Source organism: Pseudoflavonifractor phocaeensis (assembly GCF_016901735.1).
Taxonomy (GTDB): Bacteria; Bacillota; Clostridia; order Oscillospirales; family Oscillospiraceae; genus Pseudoflavonifractor_A.
Window position 1 is genome coordinate 1 of sequence record NZ_JACLZC010000069.1, and the last position, 15983, is coordinate 15983.

Below are 15983 nucleotides of genomic sequence, written 5' to 3' on the forward strand. Positions count from 1 at the left end.
ATGGCCCCCTCTCGTCAAGTTGTTGTGTCGCAACTCAACTTTAACCGATGAGGCCCTATCCTTCATCCTTTTTTATTCAACTGTCCAACATGTATTGTACTCCTACACTCATACGCCTCGGTTTTTCCCTTCCCTTGCTTGCAAAGGAAACGCTGGTATGATATTCTTGAAGCAAACCGGGAAAAACCGGCGGAAAGGAAGAAGTTTCCATGACTTTTAACCGTATTCAGGCCAAGGAGGACGCGAAAGCCGCCGTGGCCCGTTCCCGCTACCAGGCCTGCCTGGTTACGGCAATCTACCTGCTGGCGACAAACGTCGTGTCCTCTATGGTGGGAGCGGTGGTGACAAACCCCATGCAGGTGGCTGATCAGTATCTGAACGCCTGGGCCCAGGCCGGCGGCGGAACGCTGGATATCCAGGAACTGATCGCCCACGTGTTTTACAGCGCTGGTCCCGTCGGCATTTTTGTCAGCGTGCTTTTGGCCCTGTATGAACTGGTAATGCGGGCCGGTCTTGTCATTTATATCATGCGTGTGGTCCGGGGAGAGGACAGCCAGTATCGCACCCTGCTGGAAGGTTTCCAGCTGGCGCCCCAGATCATTGCCCAGCAGCTTCTCGTCGTCCTTTTCTCCTTTTTCTGGTTCTTTCCCGCCGCGCTTATCTGCTCCCTGGCCGGTGTGGTCGTGATACTGACCGGAAGCCAGCTTTTGCTGGCATTGTTCTATATCCTGTCCCTCCTCGCGCTGGTCGCGTTTTCTTTGTGGGTACAGTATCGCTATGCGCTCGCCCTCTATTTTCTGCTGGATAACCCCAATCAGAGCATTTTGCAGTCCATTCGCAACAGTGTGGTTACCATGAAGGGGTGGAAAATCGAGCTTTTTGTGCTTCAGCTTTCCATGCTGGGATGGACTCTGCTGAGCCTGGTCACCATGGGGATCGCCGACGTGTGGGTGATGCCCTACACCCAGGGCGTAACGGTCAATTTTTATGACTTTATCACCGGTCGGCGGGCTGCCTGGAGCAGCGACGCCGCACCGCTGGACGAGGGGACAGGGGTCCTCTGAGGGAGAGGCGGAAATCCGGCAGATAAAAAGGATGGAGGCAGAGCGGATGAAAGAACACGCGGCGGAACGTCGGCACAGATTGGCCCTACTGCGGCGGATGCTCAAACAGGGGCGGTACAGCATCGCCATTTTGGTTATTTTCACCATTTTAATTTTGGTCAGCCGCGCCGCCATTGAGGAGATCATCCTCAACAACGCCAAAAGCATGGGGCAGAGCCTGGCCCAGAGCTATTCCACGGAAGAGGAGCGAAACTTGATTGGCTATGAATTGCTGCTCAAGCTGGGGGCCAGCTATGTGGGGCAGGACGCCGTGCAGTATATGGATGAGGAGACGCTGGAGCTCTATCTCAAGCGCTACTTTCTAGACGCTACCGATATTTTAGGAGAAGGAGTCATCGACCCGTACGCGGTGGTCAACGGCAAGATCATCGCCGCCAACCCCTGGACAGGGGATGAGGAGTATGATGTCAGCGACACCGAGTGGTATACCAAGGCCATCGAGGCCGACGGGGAGGTCATTTTTACCAACGCCTATACCGACGCCATCTCCGGCCGGGCGGTCATCACCGCCGCCATCAAGGGAGAGGGCACGGACAACGTGGTGGCCTTTGACGTATCCCCGGAAAATTTCCGGGTGGAGACCAACCGGCAGGAGCTGCCGGAAAACAGCTCCTATTTCCTGTGCGACTCCAACGGGACCCTCCTTTACCAGGAGAGCGCCGTCGAGAGCAGCGAGGAGGAGATCCGGGACTATGTCCGGGGCCTCTTTGCCGATATACAAAGCGGAGAATTGGACAATACCGGCGCTCATATCGTGGATCTGGACGGAGAAAAACGGGGGATCTATCATAATATTGCGGAAAATGGCTGGATGTCCATCGTCACCATCCCCTATGAGTCCATCCTCTCCGATTTCGGACAGCTGCGCTTTTGGACCATCGGCATCTTGAGCATTTTTTGGGTGCTGGGGGGCGTTATGACGGTCCGCAGCTATCAGCTCAACCGGAACATGGAGCGGACCAACGAGACGGTCCGGGTGCTGGGCAACTCCTATTATGCCATTTACCGAGTGAATTACCGCCACGGCACCTACGACATGATCAAGGGCTCCGACTATGTGCGGGAGCACCTGGCCCTCCACGGCTCCTATGAGGATCTCCTCAATACCATGGGGGACGTGATCCATCAGAACATTTATCAGGATTTCCGGGAGGCCTTTTGCCTGGAGCACCTGCGGGAGCTGGTGCGGCAGCGGGTGCGGGACTTCGGCGGAGACTTTCTGCGGCAGTTTAACGGACAATACCGCTGGGTCAACGTCCGGGCCCTTTTTGATGAGTCCCTCAGCGTGGATGAGGTGGTCCTCTGTTTCCGGGAGGTGGACGAGGAGAAACAAAGCGAGCTGCGCCAGATGGAATTTTTGGAAAACACCCTCCAGACCATGAAGGAGAGCGAGGCCTCCAAGGACCGGTTCTTCTCCAATATGTCCCACGATATGCGCACCCCCCTCAACGCCATTCTGGGCCTATCCCGCCTGGCCAGGGAGCAGGTCAACGACCCGGTCCGTACCGCCGATTATCTGGAAAAAATCAACCACTCCAGCCAGCAGCTCCTGGAGCTTATCAATGATATTCTGGAGATGTCCAAAATCGAGCAGGGCAAGCTTTCCCTCAGCGAGAGCCAGTTTGACCTGCGGCGCTATGTGGAGGACTGCTGCTCCGCCTTCCAGTTCCAGGCCGAGCGGGAGAACAAGGGGTTTGAACTGGGCTTCCGGCTCCAGGACCAGCAGGTGGTGGGCGACGCCCAGCGCCTGGGACAGGTGATGAACAACCTCTTGTCCAACGCGGTGAAATTCACCGAGCCGGGCGGAGACATCCGGGTGGACGTGGTCCAGATGGAGCCGGGGCCCCATGCCAAGTATCAGTTTACCGTATCCGACAGCGGTGTGGGCATGTCAAAGGAATTTCTGGAAAAGCTCTTCATCCCTTACGAGCGGGACACCCAGTTCGGCGCCAAGAACGTTTCGGGCACTGGCCTGGGTATGCCCATTGCCAAGAGCATCGTGCAGCATATGGGCGGGCGGATCACCGTGGAGAGCAGCTTGGGCAAAGGCACCACCTTTACCGTGACGCTGCCCTTCCAGACGCCGCGGGACGAGGACGCACCGGAGCCGGATGAAAAGGCGGCTCAGCCGGCGGAGGAGTACCAGCTGGAGGAAAAGCTGGTGCTGGTGGCGGAGGACAACGAGCTCAACATGGAGATCACCACCGAGATTCTGAAATCCCAGGGCGCGCAGGTCCTCCAGGCGTGGAACGGCCGGGAGGCCCTGGAGGTGTTCCGCGCCTCGGAGCCCTTTGCCATCGACGCCATTTTGATGGACATGCAGATGCCGGAGATGAACGGCTGCGAGGCGGCCAAGGCCATCCGGGCCCTGGACCGGCCCGACGCCCAGCAGGTGCCCATCATCGCCGTCACCGCCAATGCCTTCGCCGAGGACATCGCCGCCACGGCGGCGGCGGGGATGAACGCCCACGTCTCCAAGCCCATCGACTTTGAGGTATTGAAAAAGACCCTGCGGGATCTGGCGGGGTCATAAACGAGGATAAAACATGAGAAAGCGGTCTCCTGCGGCGCAAGGCCATGGGAGACCGCTTGTTTGCTGCTGCTATGGGGCGGCGGGGACCTCCACGGACTGTCCGCCGTCGGGGGACAGGTAGTAGGCCGTATCGTCCACCGCCACCAGGACGCCGTCCAAAAAGTAGATCATGGTCAAAGATGCGCCGCTGGGCACGTCCAGAACAGGGGTGCGCATCCCGTCCCAGGCCAGATGTTCCACGGTGATGCGGTCATTGGACTGGCTGAGACTCCAAAAGGCGGACCGGTCGGGGGACAGGAGACAGTGGCTCCCGCTCTTCAGGGAGGCGATTTCCCGGCCGGAGGCGATCTCCACCAGACGCCAGTCCCCGCCCCGCAGAGAGTAGAGGAAGCAGGCCCGCCCGTCCGGGGAAAGGGAGAAGTAGGAATCCGTCCAGCTGGAGCCGTCCGGCACCTCCTCCGGCTGGGATATGCCCGCCAGCCTTTGGAAGAAAAGACTGTCGCCGGTGCTCCACAGCAGGGTGGAGCCGTCGGCTGACCGGGCCGGCGCGGCGGACAGCCGCTCGTCCAGCACGGTGACCTCACCCAAGCCGTCCAGCCGGATCAGGGTCATGGTGTTGTAGCGGGTGGTGACATAGAGGGGCTCCTCCACAAAGGTGCGGAGAGTTTGATAAAAAAAGGGGTCCATATCTATGGCGCTGCTGATGGTGTTGACGTCCCCCTCCTGCCCGGCGGGGGGGATCAGCTGGAACTCGTCCGCCGGGTCCTCCAGAGGCAGGAGGACCGCGCCGCCGCCGTTTTGGGTGAGGAACAGCTTGTCATCGGAGCAAAAGAGACATTCGGTGCCGTCGGCGTTGAAGAGATAGGTCCCGTCCAGCGAAGCGGCCAGCAGTACCGGCGCGCCGCCGTCGGTGACGTAGAACTGCCCCTTGCCGTCGCGGAAGTAGAGCAGCTCCCCGCCGCTGGAGAGGGCCAGCGGCGTGCCGGTCCCCACCTGTTGGGGGGATGCCCCGTCTTTCCAGAGAAAGAGGGCGTCGTCCTTCACGGCATAGGCCAGGGCGGAGCCGTCGGGGGAGAAGCAGGGGATCATCGTATACCCTTTTTTGACGGCTTCCAGGTCATAAGCCGGTTCCACCAGGGTGTCCGTCCCGGTGGACAGATCGTAATGGTGCAGCCCGTCCTCCGCCACCGACGACACGGCGGAGCCATCCGGGGAGAGGACAGGGAGGTAAAATGCCTCCGGCAGGGCCATTACGTCCCCGTCGGCGGTGTAGACCGTCCAGACGCCGGAGCCCATCTCATAGAGCAGAAGGGTGCGCCCGTCCTGGGAGAGGGCATAGACCGTGGAGGCATAGGCGGCTTCCGGGTCCTGGGCCGGTGAGACGCCGTCCAGCGCGGCCAGGGGCTGGCCGTCCAGATAGAGGGTCCCATTCCACAGGTTAAAATGGCGCTGGCGGTCCTGCCAGTTGCCGGACACCTGGCTTTGCACCAGGAGCACCACCGCGGCGATGGCCACAATCAGCATGGCCAGCGACACCCCCAGCACGGGGAAGGGGGTGGGACCGGCGGCCGGTACGGCGGGACCCCGCTCCCTGGGGGCGTCCTCCAACAGCGCGCCCGGCACTTGCAGGGGGGAGCCGCAGTGGAGGCAGTAGGGTTCGTCCCCGGTCACGGGGGTATTGCAGATCCGGCAGCGGGGCATCTCACATTCCCTCCTGTTCGGACCCGTCCCAGGCGGACAGCCTGGAGAGGTCGGTTAAGGTGTCGGTTTCATCCAGATACCAGTCCCTGCCGTCGGTGTCGGAGAAGAGAAGCCCGTCTCCCAAAATATACACCGGAATAGTGACCTCGATTTCCGGACAGCAGTCCACGGCGTTTCCCGACCAGTCGTAGCGCGTCAGCGTGTATCCCTCCCCCTCCCCGCCGCGCAGGGCGTACACCCCCCGGCCAGCCGGGTCCAGGGAAGGCGTCTGTGATGTCTCTGTAAGGGGAGTAATAGAATCCCCGTCGCAGAAAGAGAGCACCCCGCCTGTCCACAGGAAACGGGGGGTGTCCCGGTCATCAAAGAGCGCATAGAGCGTCTGTCCCGCCTCCATGTCAGGCACGGAGAGGACTTCAACCGGAGCGGCTTCCCCCGTCATGGCGCAGGAATAGAGGGTGGGACCGTCGGTGTAGAAAAGGGTCTCCCCGTCCGCCGAGAGATGGCAGAAGGCATTGCCGGGGCACTGGGCCAGCGGGACAACCCCGTCCTCTTCCAGACGCACAAAGGCGGTGGTATAGCCTTGTATATCGTAAGGTCCGTTCGACTTTAGGGTGAGACAGCTCACCGGCAGGCCCACAAGGGTGGATACGTCATAAATATAGAAATAGTTGACGAGCGCGCTGCAGCCGGTGGGGAGAATGGGCGTGGCGAAATCGCAGGGTTCCTGGGAGATCATCCGGAAAGGCTCGCCGTTCCGGGAGAAGAAAAGCCCCTCCTCGCTGCCGTAAAAGAGCTCGGTGCCCGTCCGGTTGGTACAAAAATTCCGGAACGAGTCGGTGAGGAAGGTGAGCACCCCGTCCCGCAGGCTGTACAGGCATTCGCCGTCGGCATCCATCAGGTAGCAGATCTCGCCGTTTTGGGAGACAAATATGGGCAGCATCCCTTTTTCCAGCAGTTCCGGCGTCCCGCCCCGGCAGGAGAGCCAGACCTGCTCCTCCCGGTCATTGTAAACCAGAAAATCGCCGTCCGGCGAAAGGGCCAGGTAAGACGTCTGGGCCAGCCCTTCCGCCACCAGGCGTTCCTCCCCGGTGGTCATATCCACCCAGTAAAGGTCGGCGGCGGTGGTGACATAGGCGGCGGTGCCGTCAAAGGACAGGGCAGACTGGTCCGCCGAAGCCGAATGGGTTACCGATATGGTTTTTCCCTCATAGCATAGCCCAATCCCATTGGACTCCGTCTGCCACAGCAGGCCCGTTCCGTTGAGGGAGTAGCGGACGACCGAAGGTCTGCTGTCCGTGAGGCGCACGGCCTGCCCGTCCTGGGACAGGCTGTAAAGCCTGTCGTCCACATAGGCAAAGATCCAGCGCGTTTCTCCGAACCGGGGCGGACGGGTGAGCGCATAAGAGAGCGTCCCAATGAGGGTCAGCGCCAGGCACACCGCCGCGCATACGGCAAAGATCCGGCGGAAATGGGGGCGTTTTTTGGGTGCGGGCAGGGCCTTTAAGGGCGGCGGCGGGTCGTCGATGAGCGCGCCGGGCAGATTGACCGGAGAACCGCAGTGGGGACAAAAGACCTCCTCCGGCGTGCAGGGGGTGTGGCAAAGGCGGCAGCGCATGAGATACACATCCTTTCCGAATCTCGTGAGTTCAGTATAGCAGAAATGAGACCTTCAGAAAAGAGATGCAAGTTGCCCTATTATAAAATATCGTTTTTCAAGCAATATACGGACGTATTATATAAAAAGTGAGCGGTGATTGTCGATCCTGACAACCACTGCTCACTTTTTCTATGTCCTAATCTGCAACGGGCCCATGCGTTTTACTAATGCTGCTATGCAATGCTACGGTACAGGAATGTAACGATCTGAGCACGGGTACAGCTTTCGTTCGGCAAAAACGCTGTGGAACTTGTACTGGTTGTAATTTTCTGCTCCATAGCCCATGCTACCGCCTGCTCATATTCGTCCATCTGCTGTAAATACTCTTCCAGACAAATGCCCTGCTCATAGATACTCTTAGCTGCTTCTTTGCCTACATAGCGGTAATGCCAGGGTTCATAGATGATTCCGGTCAGGTTTGTTTTATCATCAGGATAGCGGAGGATAAAACCATATTCCCAACTGTGTTTCATCAGCCATTGCTGTGTCGGCATGGATGCCTGGCTTCTGTCCAGATTCCAATTGTGGTTATCTACAATATCTACCGCAAGACCTGTCTGATGCTCGCTCGTGCCAGGAACAGCGGTAGACTGGGCAGTCAACGCCTCGGCTTCGTCACGTGACATACCTTGATTCACATACTCTGCAACCCTGTCATAAAACAGAGTACTTTGTTTCTCCTCCGTACGGTAGGAGGAGCAGATTACAGGTGACATCCCCGCCGAGCGGCAGTCATTCAACATTTGAGACAATGCGTCTGCACAGCGGCTATCTACAGAATGCCCGCCACCAACGCTACTGAGGGACACGGTAAAATTATTCGGAATCTTGTTCCACGGATTTACCAAAAGCAGATTCCACGGCTGTTCCACATCTGTAATCGTTTGGCTGGCTTGTGGCTTTCCTGCCATTTTCCACAGATAGGTGACCATACTGCTTCGGGAACAAGGAAGATTTCCATTAAATTTAGAACCTGAAACCATTCCCTTTTCATATGCCCAAACAGCAGCTTTTGCATAATAAAGGTCTGGAGAAAGATTTGAGAAGGGATTTTGTACTGTGGGCTCTGGCGCTCCACTGGCCCGCCAGAGGAATGTGACCGCTTGACCAAGGGTACAAACGGTATCTGGACTAAACGTATCCGGTGTGGTTCCGGTTGTAATTCCTCTCTCCACAGCCCAGTTTACCGCATCGGCATAATAAGCCCCGGCAGCAACGTCGGAAAAAGCAAAGGTGGGATTTTCTGATGTATCGGGTAACAGAGATTCCGTCTGTGTGGGGCCAATCTCTGGCAGTGGCACATCGAGCATGATGTAAATCTCTTCGCCTCCTCCCCTATGACGGAAGAGTATGTTTCCCCCATCAAAATATTTCCCCAGTGCTTCATCAGCATAAAAATGGACTAGTTCTTCCTCTGCCGCGCGATAGCAATCACCGCTCCAATGGTAAGGAACGAGAGAAATAAATTCATCTGTACTACAATCCGGCGCCACACGTAAAACCTGTACCGTTTCTTCGCTGGAAGGGTCCAAAGGCAGTGTACATTCTTCTGTTTTAGCCAAGCGGAATGTAACTCTACTTCCGTCCGGGAGCGTAACCTGGCAAGGGCCATAGGAATCCACTGCCTCAGTTGTTCCAATAACCAGCATCACAGCCATCAAAACAGCAAGAATAGAGACAACATATCGCTTCATTTGACAGGCTTCCTTTCCTATTGAGAGATTATACCGTGTTACGCTCCTTTCGTTTTGGGCGTACATCCCCCACGGCATAATGACATCATCAAGGACAGCCCTTATATTTCCGACAGAGGCGGGGGAATTTCCCCCCGCCTTGGGCGTCTGCCGGAAACATAAAAAGCGGTGCCGAGTTACCAAAAAAACTCAACACCGCCTTGACAAAATCAATGCGAACGCACAGCCTATTTTCCAAATCTCCCCCTTGCAATATGGGTACAAAATGGGTATAATAAGCCTGTGGTGCAATCTATGATTGCTGTGCTGAGTGCTCACGCCACTCGTACAGGGCCGTGGGGCGTTGCTAGCACCCCGCGGCCTGCCGCAATTTATGTTTCCAATCCAATTTTAACCCACATCTTTTGAAAATGCAATAGTCTTTAGACAAAATTCGATGAAAAAGCGCTCCGCCTATTTTTTATAGGAAGGAGCTTTTTATTTTCCATTCTTCATGGTTAAACGCTTTTGCAAAAGGCAGCCGGGCTTTTTCTTGCAATCCATCGTGGGGCGCGGTATGATGAGGGGGAAAAACACCACTGGGAGGGGTATTATGAGAGAGATTTCGGTGGAAACCGTCAAGCGGACGGTGGCCCGGCTGTGCGTGGAGGCCAACTGTCACTTGCCCGAGGATGTGCGGGCCCGGCTGCGGGATTTTCGGGAACAGGAGACCTGGCCGGTGGCCCGGAATGTGCTGGACCAGATTCTGGAAAATGAACGCATCGCCGACAGCCAGGAGGCGCCCATCTGCCAGGACACCGGCATGGCCTGCGTCTTTGTGGAGGTGGGCCAGGAAGTCCACTTTGCCGGCGGCTCCCTGGCCGACGCCATTAACGAGGGGGTCCGCTGGGGCTACGGCGAGGGATATTTGCGCAAGTCGGTGGTGGGCGACCCGCTGGAGCGGAAGAACACCGGCGACAACACCCCGGCCATGATCTACTACGACCTGGCGCCCGGCGACGTGTGCCGCATCACCGTGGCCCCCAAGGGCTTCGGCAGCGAGAATATGAGCCAGATCAAAATGCTCCGCCCCTCCGACGGGGTGGAGGGAGTGAAAGATTTCGTGCTCCAGGTGGTGGAGGACGCCGGCCCCAACCCCTGCCCGCCCATCGTGGTGGGGGTGGGCATCGGCGGTACCTTCGACAAGGCCGCCCTGCTGGCCAAACAGGCCCTGCTCCGTCCCCTGGACCAGCCCAACGACCAGCCCTTCTATGCCGCGCTGGAACAGGAGCTGCTGGAAAAGATCAACCAAAAGGGCATCGGCCCCCAGGGCTTCGGCGGCAGAACCACCGCCCTGGCGGTGAACATCTGCACCATGCCCACCCACATTGCCGGCCTGCCCTGCGCGGTCAACATCAACTGCCACGTCACCCGCCATAAGAGCGCGGAGCTGTAAAAGGGGGATTTACTGCTATGGAATACCGTCTCACCACGCCCCTGACCCGGGAAGCGCTGGCCCCTCTGAAAAAGGGCGACCTGGTCTATCTCAGCGGCGTCATCTACACCGCCCGGGACGCCGCCCACAAGCGCCTGGTGGCCCTGGCCAAGGAGGGGAAGGAACTGCCCTTCCCCATCGAAAACGCCACCATCTACTATGTGGGCCCCACCCCCGCCAAGCCCGGCCAGGTCATCGGCTCCGCCGGACCCACCACCAGCTACCGGATGGACGCCTACTCCCCCACCCTCATCGCCCTGGGGGAGACCGGCATGATCGGCAAGGGCCGCCGCTCCCAGGAGGTCATCGACGCCATGAAGGCCCACGGCGCGGTGTATTTCGGGGCCATCGGCGGCGCGGGGGCCCTGCTGGCCAAGTGCATCAAAAAAGCCGAGATCGTGGCCTATGAGGACCTGGGGGCCGAGGCCGTCCGCCGCCTGGAGGTGGAGGACATGCCCCTGGTGGTGGTCATCGACAGTTTGGGCGGGAACCTCTATGAGACCGGCCGGGCCGATTATCTGGAGGAAACAGTATGAACTTTCCTGAATATCAGCGCCATTATGACAAGTGGGACCCGGAGGCCTGGCTGGCGGAATTCCGGACCACCATCGACCGCTTTTCCAGCCGCCGGCAGGTCTACGCCTCCACCTTGCAGGCGGTGAAAGAAAGGGGATACACCCTCCCTGATGGGCGGCGCGTCACCCTCGTGCTGGACCCCGACATGGACCGGAAGAGCCGGATGTATACCCGGATCCTCCGTCCCGCGCCCCCGGAAGAGCGGAAGGACACTGTGGTGGAGGTGGTGGGCCGGGACTGCCTGGCGGTGGCTAAGGAGCTGTGCGCGGCCTATCCGGGCCGGGTGGCGGTGCTCAACATGGCCAGCCGGCAGACCCCGGGCGGCGGCGTATACGGCGGCTCCGGGGCCCAGGAGGAGTACTGCTTCCGCTGCTCCGACTACTTCCGCTCCCTCTATCAGTACTGCCCCTTTGGCGCGATGTACGGCGTATCTCCCGCGGAGGACCGGTACCCCATGGACCGGGATTTCGGCGGCTGCTATTCCCCCAACGTCACCGTGTTCCGGGGGACCGAAGAGGAGGGCTATCCCTTCCTGGAAACCCCCTGGCAGGTACATTTTATCGCCGTGGCGGCCCTCAACAGCCCGGAGACGGTGACCACGCCGGAGGGGGACCGCCATCTCATCCGCTCCCTGGTGGAGCCGGCCAAGCGGAAAATGCGCACCATTTTCAACATCGCCATCGACAACGGGATGGAGGCCCTGGTGCTGGGGGCCATGGGCTGCGGGGCCTTCCGCAACCCGCCGGAGCACATCGCCGCCCTTTTCCGGGAGGTGCTGGACGAGCCGCCCTACAAAGGACGCTTTGCAAAAATCGTCTTTGCCATCAAGGGAGATCACAATTCCATGGCAAGCCGGCGGTATGGCGGCCTGGCGGATACCTTCTCCGCCATTTTGACCCCGGAAAAATAAAAAAAGGATACGCCGCAGGGCCGATTGGATTCGGTCCTGCGGCGTATCGTTCAGCGGTAAGGGATGACGGAGAGACGGTCAGCGCAGCTGGAAGGAGGCGCACTCGGTGGAGGCGCAGCTCTTGGCGTTGGCCTCGCAGCAGCCCACCTTGATCTCGTGAAGGGTGCAGTAATTCTGGGCGCAGTGGTGGGCGCAGCTGGCGACGGAGCACTGGATGCTGTGATTGGCGTTGCTGTTCATGGAAGATACCTCCTAAACCTTGCTGTCTGGTGGACCAGACGAACCTAGTATGGCCGGGGGCGGGAGGTTTTATGCGCCCGCCGTTACTCTTCCTTTTTTTCTTCCCTGGAGAAGGGAAGCACCCGGGGAATGAACCGCCGGGCAAAGCTGCCTTTTCCGCGGGATTTCACATAAAAGTAGCCCACCACCGAGAACACCACCGCCCCGATGAAGTTGACGAACAGGTCCATCATGGTGTCCAGCAGGCCGATGTCCAGATAACCGCCCAGCCCCAGGGGGTACTGACTGCCGTCGGCGGTGACCAAAATCACGTCGGTGATGCCGTCGATGCTCTGGGGGAGGGAGGCGTGGGAGGAGGGGAGCATCACCGAGGAGATGCTGTTGACCACGGTGTCCTTCTGCATATCCAGATGAAAAACCTGATCCATGGTACACTCGAAAAACTCCCACAGCACGCCGATGGTCATGGAGAAGCAAAAGGCTACAATGGCCAGGTAGAGCGGCGAGAGGGAGAAGGAAAAGCGGTCGTTCCGGTTGAGGATATCCACCAGTGAAAAGCCGATGGCGGCGCAGAGGAAGCCGTTCATGGTGTGGAGCATGGTATCCCAGTAGGGAAAGGCGATATAATAGGACTGGATCTCCCCCAAAATCTCGGCGGCGAAGATAAAGAGCAGAATGATGATCTCCAATGTGCCGGGCAGCTCGATTTTGATTTTCTTCTCAATAAAGCTGGGGATGAGAAAAAGAAGCAGGGTGAGGATGCACAGGAAGAAATTTTCAAAGTTCCGGTTGAAGAGCTGGGCGATCATCACCAGGATCACAAAAAACCGCAGGACGAAATAGACCGCCGCCACCGCCCGGTTGCTGTACACATCCCGGCGAAAATCCGCGATGCGGGAGCTTTTTTTCTCACGTTTTTTGTCAGCCACGGCGCGCCTCCTCAACTGTGGGCAGCTGTACCATAAGGGCCTGGTACTGCGCCGCGTCGGCGTCCAGGGCGGCGTCCTCCTCCGGGCGGAGGGAGCGGATCACCCGGCCCGGCGTCCCCACCACCAGACTGCCCGGCGGAATGACGGCGTTCTGGGTCACCAGGGCTCCGGCGGCCACGATGCTCCCCGCACCGATGACGCAGCCGTTGAGCAGAACGGCCCCCATGCCGATGAGGCAGCGGTCCTCGATGACGCAGCCGTGGAGCACGGCGTTGTGGCCCACCGTCACCCGTTTTCCCACCACCAGGGGCTGGTCCTCCTCACAGTGGCAGGTGACGTTGTCCTGGATGCTGGTCTCCGAGCCGATGCGGATGGCGCCGGCGTCTCCCCGCAAAACGGCGGAATACCAGATATTGGCCTTGGCGTCCACCGTCACATCTCCCACCAGCACGGCGTTTTCCGCCACCCGGGCCAGGGGGTGGACCGAGGGACTGCGGCCCGCAAAGCTTTTTTGCATAACTACCTCCTTAAATTTCTTGTCGAATGGCATAGTACCATTATACCGGCCGGAAAGAGGGCGGTCAAATTCTTTTTCCGCCGGCATAGAATGGAACGGAAGGAGGGATATGCCCATGGATTTGAAACGCAACCGGATCACCGTGGGGGAGCTGCTGGACCACCCGGGGGCACGGGCGGTCTTTGAGGCCAAGCTTCCGGCGGCGCTCCGCCATCCCCTGCTGGGGGCCGCCCGGACGGTGACGCTGGAGCAGCTGCTGGCCCTGGCGGGGAGCTACTTGCCCCGCAAAAAGATCGACGAGATCATGGAGGGGCTGCGCCGGGCGTAGGAGGGAAGCAGCCGATACCAGCGCAGCACGTCGGTGGAGCGGGTCCGGCGGAGGAGCCGCAGGGTAATGAGGCCGTCGCACAGCAAAAAAAGCGCCGCCGGCCACAGCCAGAAGCCGGGCGCCGGGAGAGCGGAGAGCCAGGGCTGGACCACGCCGGTCAGGGCCAGGCCCAAAAGCCCCCAGCACAGGGAAAAGGCCGGACAGACCCGGCCCTGCAAATGCCAGCGGGCGTCCCGATAGTCCCAGAACTGGACATGGGCCACCCGCTCGTAGAAGAGGGCGAAGAGATACTCCACCGCCGTGGCGCAGGCCGCCGCGCACACCAGCAAAAGCAGGGGCCTACTCCGCACAAACGGAGGCAGCGCCAGAATCGTCAGCGCGCCGGCGCCGTAGACCGGACAGAGCGGGGCCAGAAGAAAGCACTTCCGGTCCCGCTTTTCCGCGCCCGTCACCCGGGCGAAGAGGACTTCCAGACAAAAGCCCAAAAAACTGTATACAAGAAAATACCAAAACCACCGCGCCATACGGCACCTCCCTGTTCCTTGTTTTTGTTAGCATGGCCCAAGAAACCGGCCGTCATACCGGCGAGATTTTGCCAGCGCCGCCGGCGAAAAAAGCAGAATGGCCCTTGTTCCCGCCGATGGAATGTGGTAAGATAATACGAAAACCATTGATACAAATGAAAATCGAATCACGAGGAGAAGATAGTCATGCGGCATCTGATCGATTTTGGAGATCTGTCACGGGCGGAGTGGGAGCAGCTGTACCAGAGAACCAGCGAGATCATAGACCACCCCGCCGATTTTATGGAAATCTGCAAAGGAAGAGTGGCGGCCAGCCTTTTTTTTGAGCCCTCTACCCGGACCAATTTTTCCTTTCAGACCGCTATGCTGCGGGTAGGCGGTACGGTGTTCGGCTTTGCAGACCCCAATTCCTCCTCCGTGGCCAAGGGCGAGTGCCTGAAGGACACCATCAAGATGGTCTCCGGCTACGCCGACGTGGTGGTCATGCGCAACCCCAGAGAGGGCGCCGCCAAGGCCGCCTCCCTCTACTCCGACGTGCCGGTCATCAACGCCGGCGACGGCGGCCATATGCACCCCACCCAAACCACCACCGACCTGACCACCATCACCCGGATGCTGGGCGGTGTGGACGGCATCTCCATCGGCCTGTGCGGCGACCTGAAAAACGGCCGCACCGTTCACTCCCTCATCAAGGCCCTGGCCAAGTTCGACAACGTGAAGTTTTACCTCATCTCTCCCCGTGAGCTGGCGGTCCCCGAGTATATCCGCGCCTTTATGAAGGAAAAGGGCCTTTGGAGCGTGGAGGTCACCGGCCTGGAGAACGTCATTCCCCAGCTGGACGTGCTCTATATGACCCGCATCCAGCGGGAGCGCTTCGTGGACCCCCTGGAGTATGAGCGCAACAAGGGCATTTACGTCCTCACCCGCCGCAAGCTGGAGCGGGCCCGGAAAAATATGCTGGTCATGCACCCCCTGCCCCGGGTGGACGAGATCGCCCTGGATGTGGACGACGATCCCCGGGCGGCCTACTTCCAGCAGGCCCGGTACGGCATGTTCTCCCGTATGGCCATCCTCTCCGACCTGGCCAACCAGCCTCGGATGCGCCCCGAGCCGGTGGAGATCGGCACCACGCCGCTGTGCTCCAACCCCCGGTGCATCACCCAGACCGACCACTATCTCCCTCCCCTGGTAAAGGACAACTCCGGCGTGCCCTGCTGCGCCTACTGCGACGCGGCGCTGCGCTGAGGACGACGATTTACCGGAAAACAAACAGCGAGGCCAGCGGCCCCCTGAGGGGTCTGGCCTCGCTGCTTTTTTGTGCCCTTTCCTCAGGGCAGCTGGGGCAGGTAGTCCAGCGGGTCCACCGGCACGCCGTCCACCGCCATGGCAAAGTGGAGATGGGTGCCCAAGGCGCTCTCGCCCACGGCGGTGTCCCCCACCGAGGCGATGACCGCGCCGGCCTTCACGCTGTCCCCCGGCGCGACGGACACGCTGTCCGCCAGACCGGCGTAAAGGCTGGTCAGTCCGGCCCCGTGGTCGATGGTCACCGTCACGCCCAGCAGGTCGTCGGTGGTTACGGCGGTCACGGTGCCGTCGGCGGCGGCCAGTACGCCGGTCCCCGCCGTAGCCGACAGATCCAGCCCGTCATGGGTGCGCCAGTCGGCCATGGTTTCGCTGTACACCAGCGCGCCGCCGCTGTAACCGGTGAGCACGCTCCCCTTCACCGGCCAGGTGAAGAAATCCGCGGCCTGCTCGGTGGTGGGCGCGGGGGTGGGC

The 15983-nt window shown here is 59.8% G+C and carries 15 protein-coding genes; 7 read left to right on the plus strand and 8 right to left on the minus strand.

Going from position 1 to position 15983, the window contains the following annotated elements:
* Window positions 1–209: 209 nt before the first annotated feature.
* Together H7U37_RS12510 and H7U37_RS12515 are read left to right on the plus strand one after the other, a co-directional pair.
* Window positions 210–1064, plus strand: coding sequence for a DUF975 family protein (locus H7U37_RS12510; RefSeq protein ID WP_204876151.1), 855 nt, complete (start codon window positions 210–212; stop codon window positions 1062–1064).
* A gap of 46 nt (window positions 1065–1110) precedes the next feature.
* Window positions 1111–3657: a hybrid sensor histidine kinase/response regulator gene (locus H7U37_RS12515; protein ID WP_204876152.1), complete on the plus strand. Its 2547-nt coding sequence runs from the start codon at window positions 1111–1113 to the stop codon at window positions 3655–3657.
* 69 nt (window positions 3658–3726) lie between these two features.
* On the opposite strand, the gene H7U37_RS12520 is transcribed toward H7U37_RS12515, so the two are convergent.
* The 3 genes from H7U37_RS12520 to H7U37_RS12530 all read right to left on the minus strand — a co-directional run bounded on the left by H7U37_RS12520 (window position 3727) and on the right by H7U37_RS12530 (window position 8709).
* Window positions 3727–5358 carry a WD40 repeat domain-containing protein gene (locus H7U37_RS12520; protein WP_204876153.1) on the minus strand — a complete coding sequence of 544 codons (1632 nt, stop codon included), beginning with the start codon at window positions 5356–5358 and terminating at the stop codon, window positions 3727–3729.
* A 1-nt stretch (window position 5359) separates the two neighbouring features.
* Window positions 5360–6973 (minus strand): SMP-30/gluconolactonase/LRE family protein, encoded by a 1614-nt coding sequence (locus H7U37_RS12525; RefSeq protein WP_204876157.1) that lies wholly within the window; start codon window positions 6971–6973, stop codon window positions 5360–5362.
* Between the two features lie 215 nt (window positions 6974–7188).
* A complete protein-coding gene (locus H7U37_RS12530; RefSeq protein WP_204876160.1) occupies window positions 7189–8709 on the minus strand; it encodes a D-alanyl-D-alanine carboxypeptidase family protein in 1521 nt (506 codons plus the stop codon).
* Window positions 8710–9301: 592 nt separating this feature from the next.
* On the opposite strand from H7U37_RS12530, the gene H7U37_RS12535 reads away from it, so the two are divergent.
* From H7U37_RS12535 to H7U37_RS12545, 3 genes are read left to right on the plus strand one after another with little or no spacing between them, the layout of a single operon-like run.
* Window positions 9302–10144 carry a fumarate hydratase gene (locus tag H7U37_RS12535; protein WP_204876161.1) on the plus strand — a complete coding sequence of 281 codons (843 nt, stop codon included), beginning with the start codon at window positions 9302–9304 and terminating at the stop codon, window positions 10142–10144.
* A 17-nt stretch (window positions 10145–10161) separates the two neighbouring features.
* The gene (locus H7U37_RS12540) at window positions 10162–10719 is read left to right on the plus strand and encodes a Fe-S-containing hydro-lyase (protein ID WP_204876162.1); all 558 of its coding nucleotides are present in this window, start codon (window positions 10162–10164) and stop codon (window positions 10717–10719) included.
* Window positions 10716–11669: a TIGR02452 family protein gene (locus H7U37_RS12545; RefSeq protein ID WP_204876163.1), complete on the plus strand. Its 954-nt coding sequence runs from the start codon at window positions 10716–10718 to the stop codon at window positions 11667–11669. Before H7U37_RS12540 ends, H7U37_RS12545 begins: the two co-directional genes overlap by 4 nt.
* 78 nt (window positions 11670–11747) lie before the next feature.
* On the opposite strand, the gene H7U37_RS12550 is transcribed toward H7U37_RS12545, so the two are convergent.
* The 3 genes from H7U37_RS12550 to H7U37_RS12560 all read right to left on the minus strand — a co-directional run bounded on the left by H7U37_RS12550 (window position 11748) and on the right by H7U37_RS12560 (window position 13355).
* Window positions 11748–11909: a DUF1540 domain-containing protein gene (locus tag H7U37_RS12550; RefSeq protein ID WP_204876164.1), complete on the minus strand. Its 162-nt coding sequence runs from the start codon at window positions 11907–11909 to the stop codon at window positions 11748–11750.
* An 83-nt stretch (window positions 11910–11992) separates the two neighbouring features.
* The gene (locus H7U37_RS12555) at window positions 11993–12838 is read right to left on the minus strand and encodes a DUF2238 domain-containing protein (protein ID WP_420875807.1); all 846 of its coding nucleotides are present in this window, start codon (window positions 12836–12838) and stop codon (window positions 11993–11995) included.
* Entirely contained in the window at window positions 12831–13355 is a 525-nt protein-coding gene (locus H7U37_RS12560) for a gamma carbonic anhydrase family protein (protein ID WP_204876165.1), read from the minus strand. Before H7U37_RS12560 ends, H7U37_RS12555 begins: the two co-directional genes overlap by 8 nt.
* Window positions 13356–13470: 115 nt before the next feature.
* On the opposite strand from H7U37_RS12560, the gene H7U37_RS12565 reads away from it, so the two are divergent.
* A complete protein-coding gene (locus tag H7U37_RS12565; RefSeq protein WP_204876166.1) occupies window positions 13471–13683 on the plus strand; it encodes a hypothetical protein in 213 nt (70 codons plus the stop codon).
* On the opposite strand, the gene H7U37_RS12570 is transcribed toward H7U37_RS12565, so the two are convergent.
* Complete coding sequence (locus H7U37_RS12570; protein WP_204876168.1) at window positions 13629–14207, minus strand: putative ABC transporter permease; 579 nt, start codon at window positions 14205–14207, stop codon at window positions 13629–13631. The two genes, H7U37_RS12565 and H7U37_RS12570, sit on opposite strands and share 55 nt — an antisense overlap.
* 186 nt (window positions 14208–14393) lie before the next feature.
* On the opposite strand from H7U37_RS12570, the gene pyrB reads away from it, so the two are divergent.
* Complete coding sequence (gene pyrB / locus H7U37_RS12575; protein ID WP_204876170.1) at window positions 14394–15452, plus strand: aspartate carbamoyltransferase; 1059 nt, start codon at window positions 14394–14396, stop codon at window positions 15450–15452.
* Between the two features lie 83 nt (window positions 15453–15535).
* Here pyrB and H7U37_RS12580 read toward each other — a convergent pair.
* Window positions 15536–15983, minus strand: a 448-nt coding sequence (locus tag H7U37_RS12580; RefSeq protein WP_204876172.1) for a M23 family metallopeptidase, incomplete at its 5' end; no start/stop codon positions are given.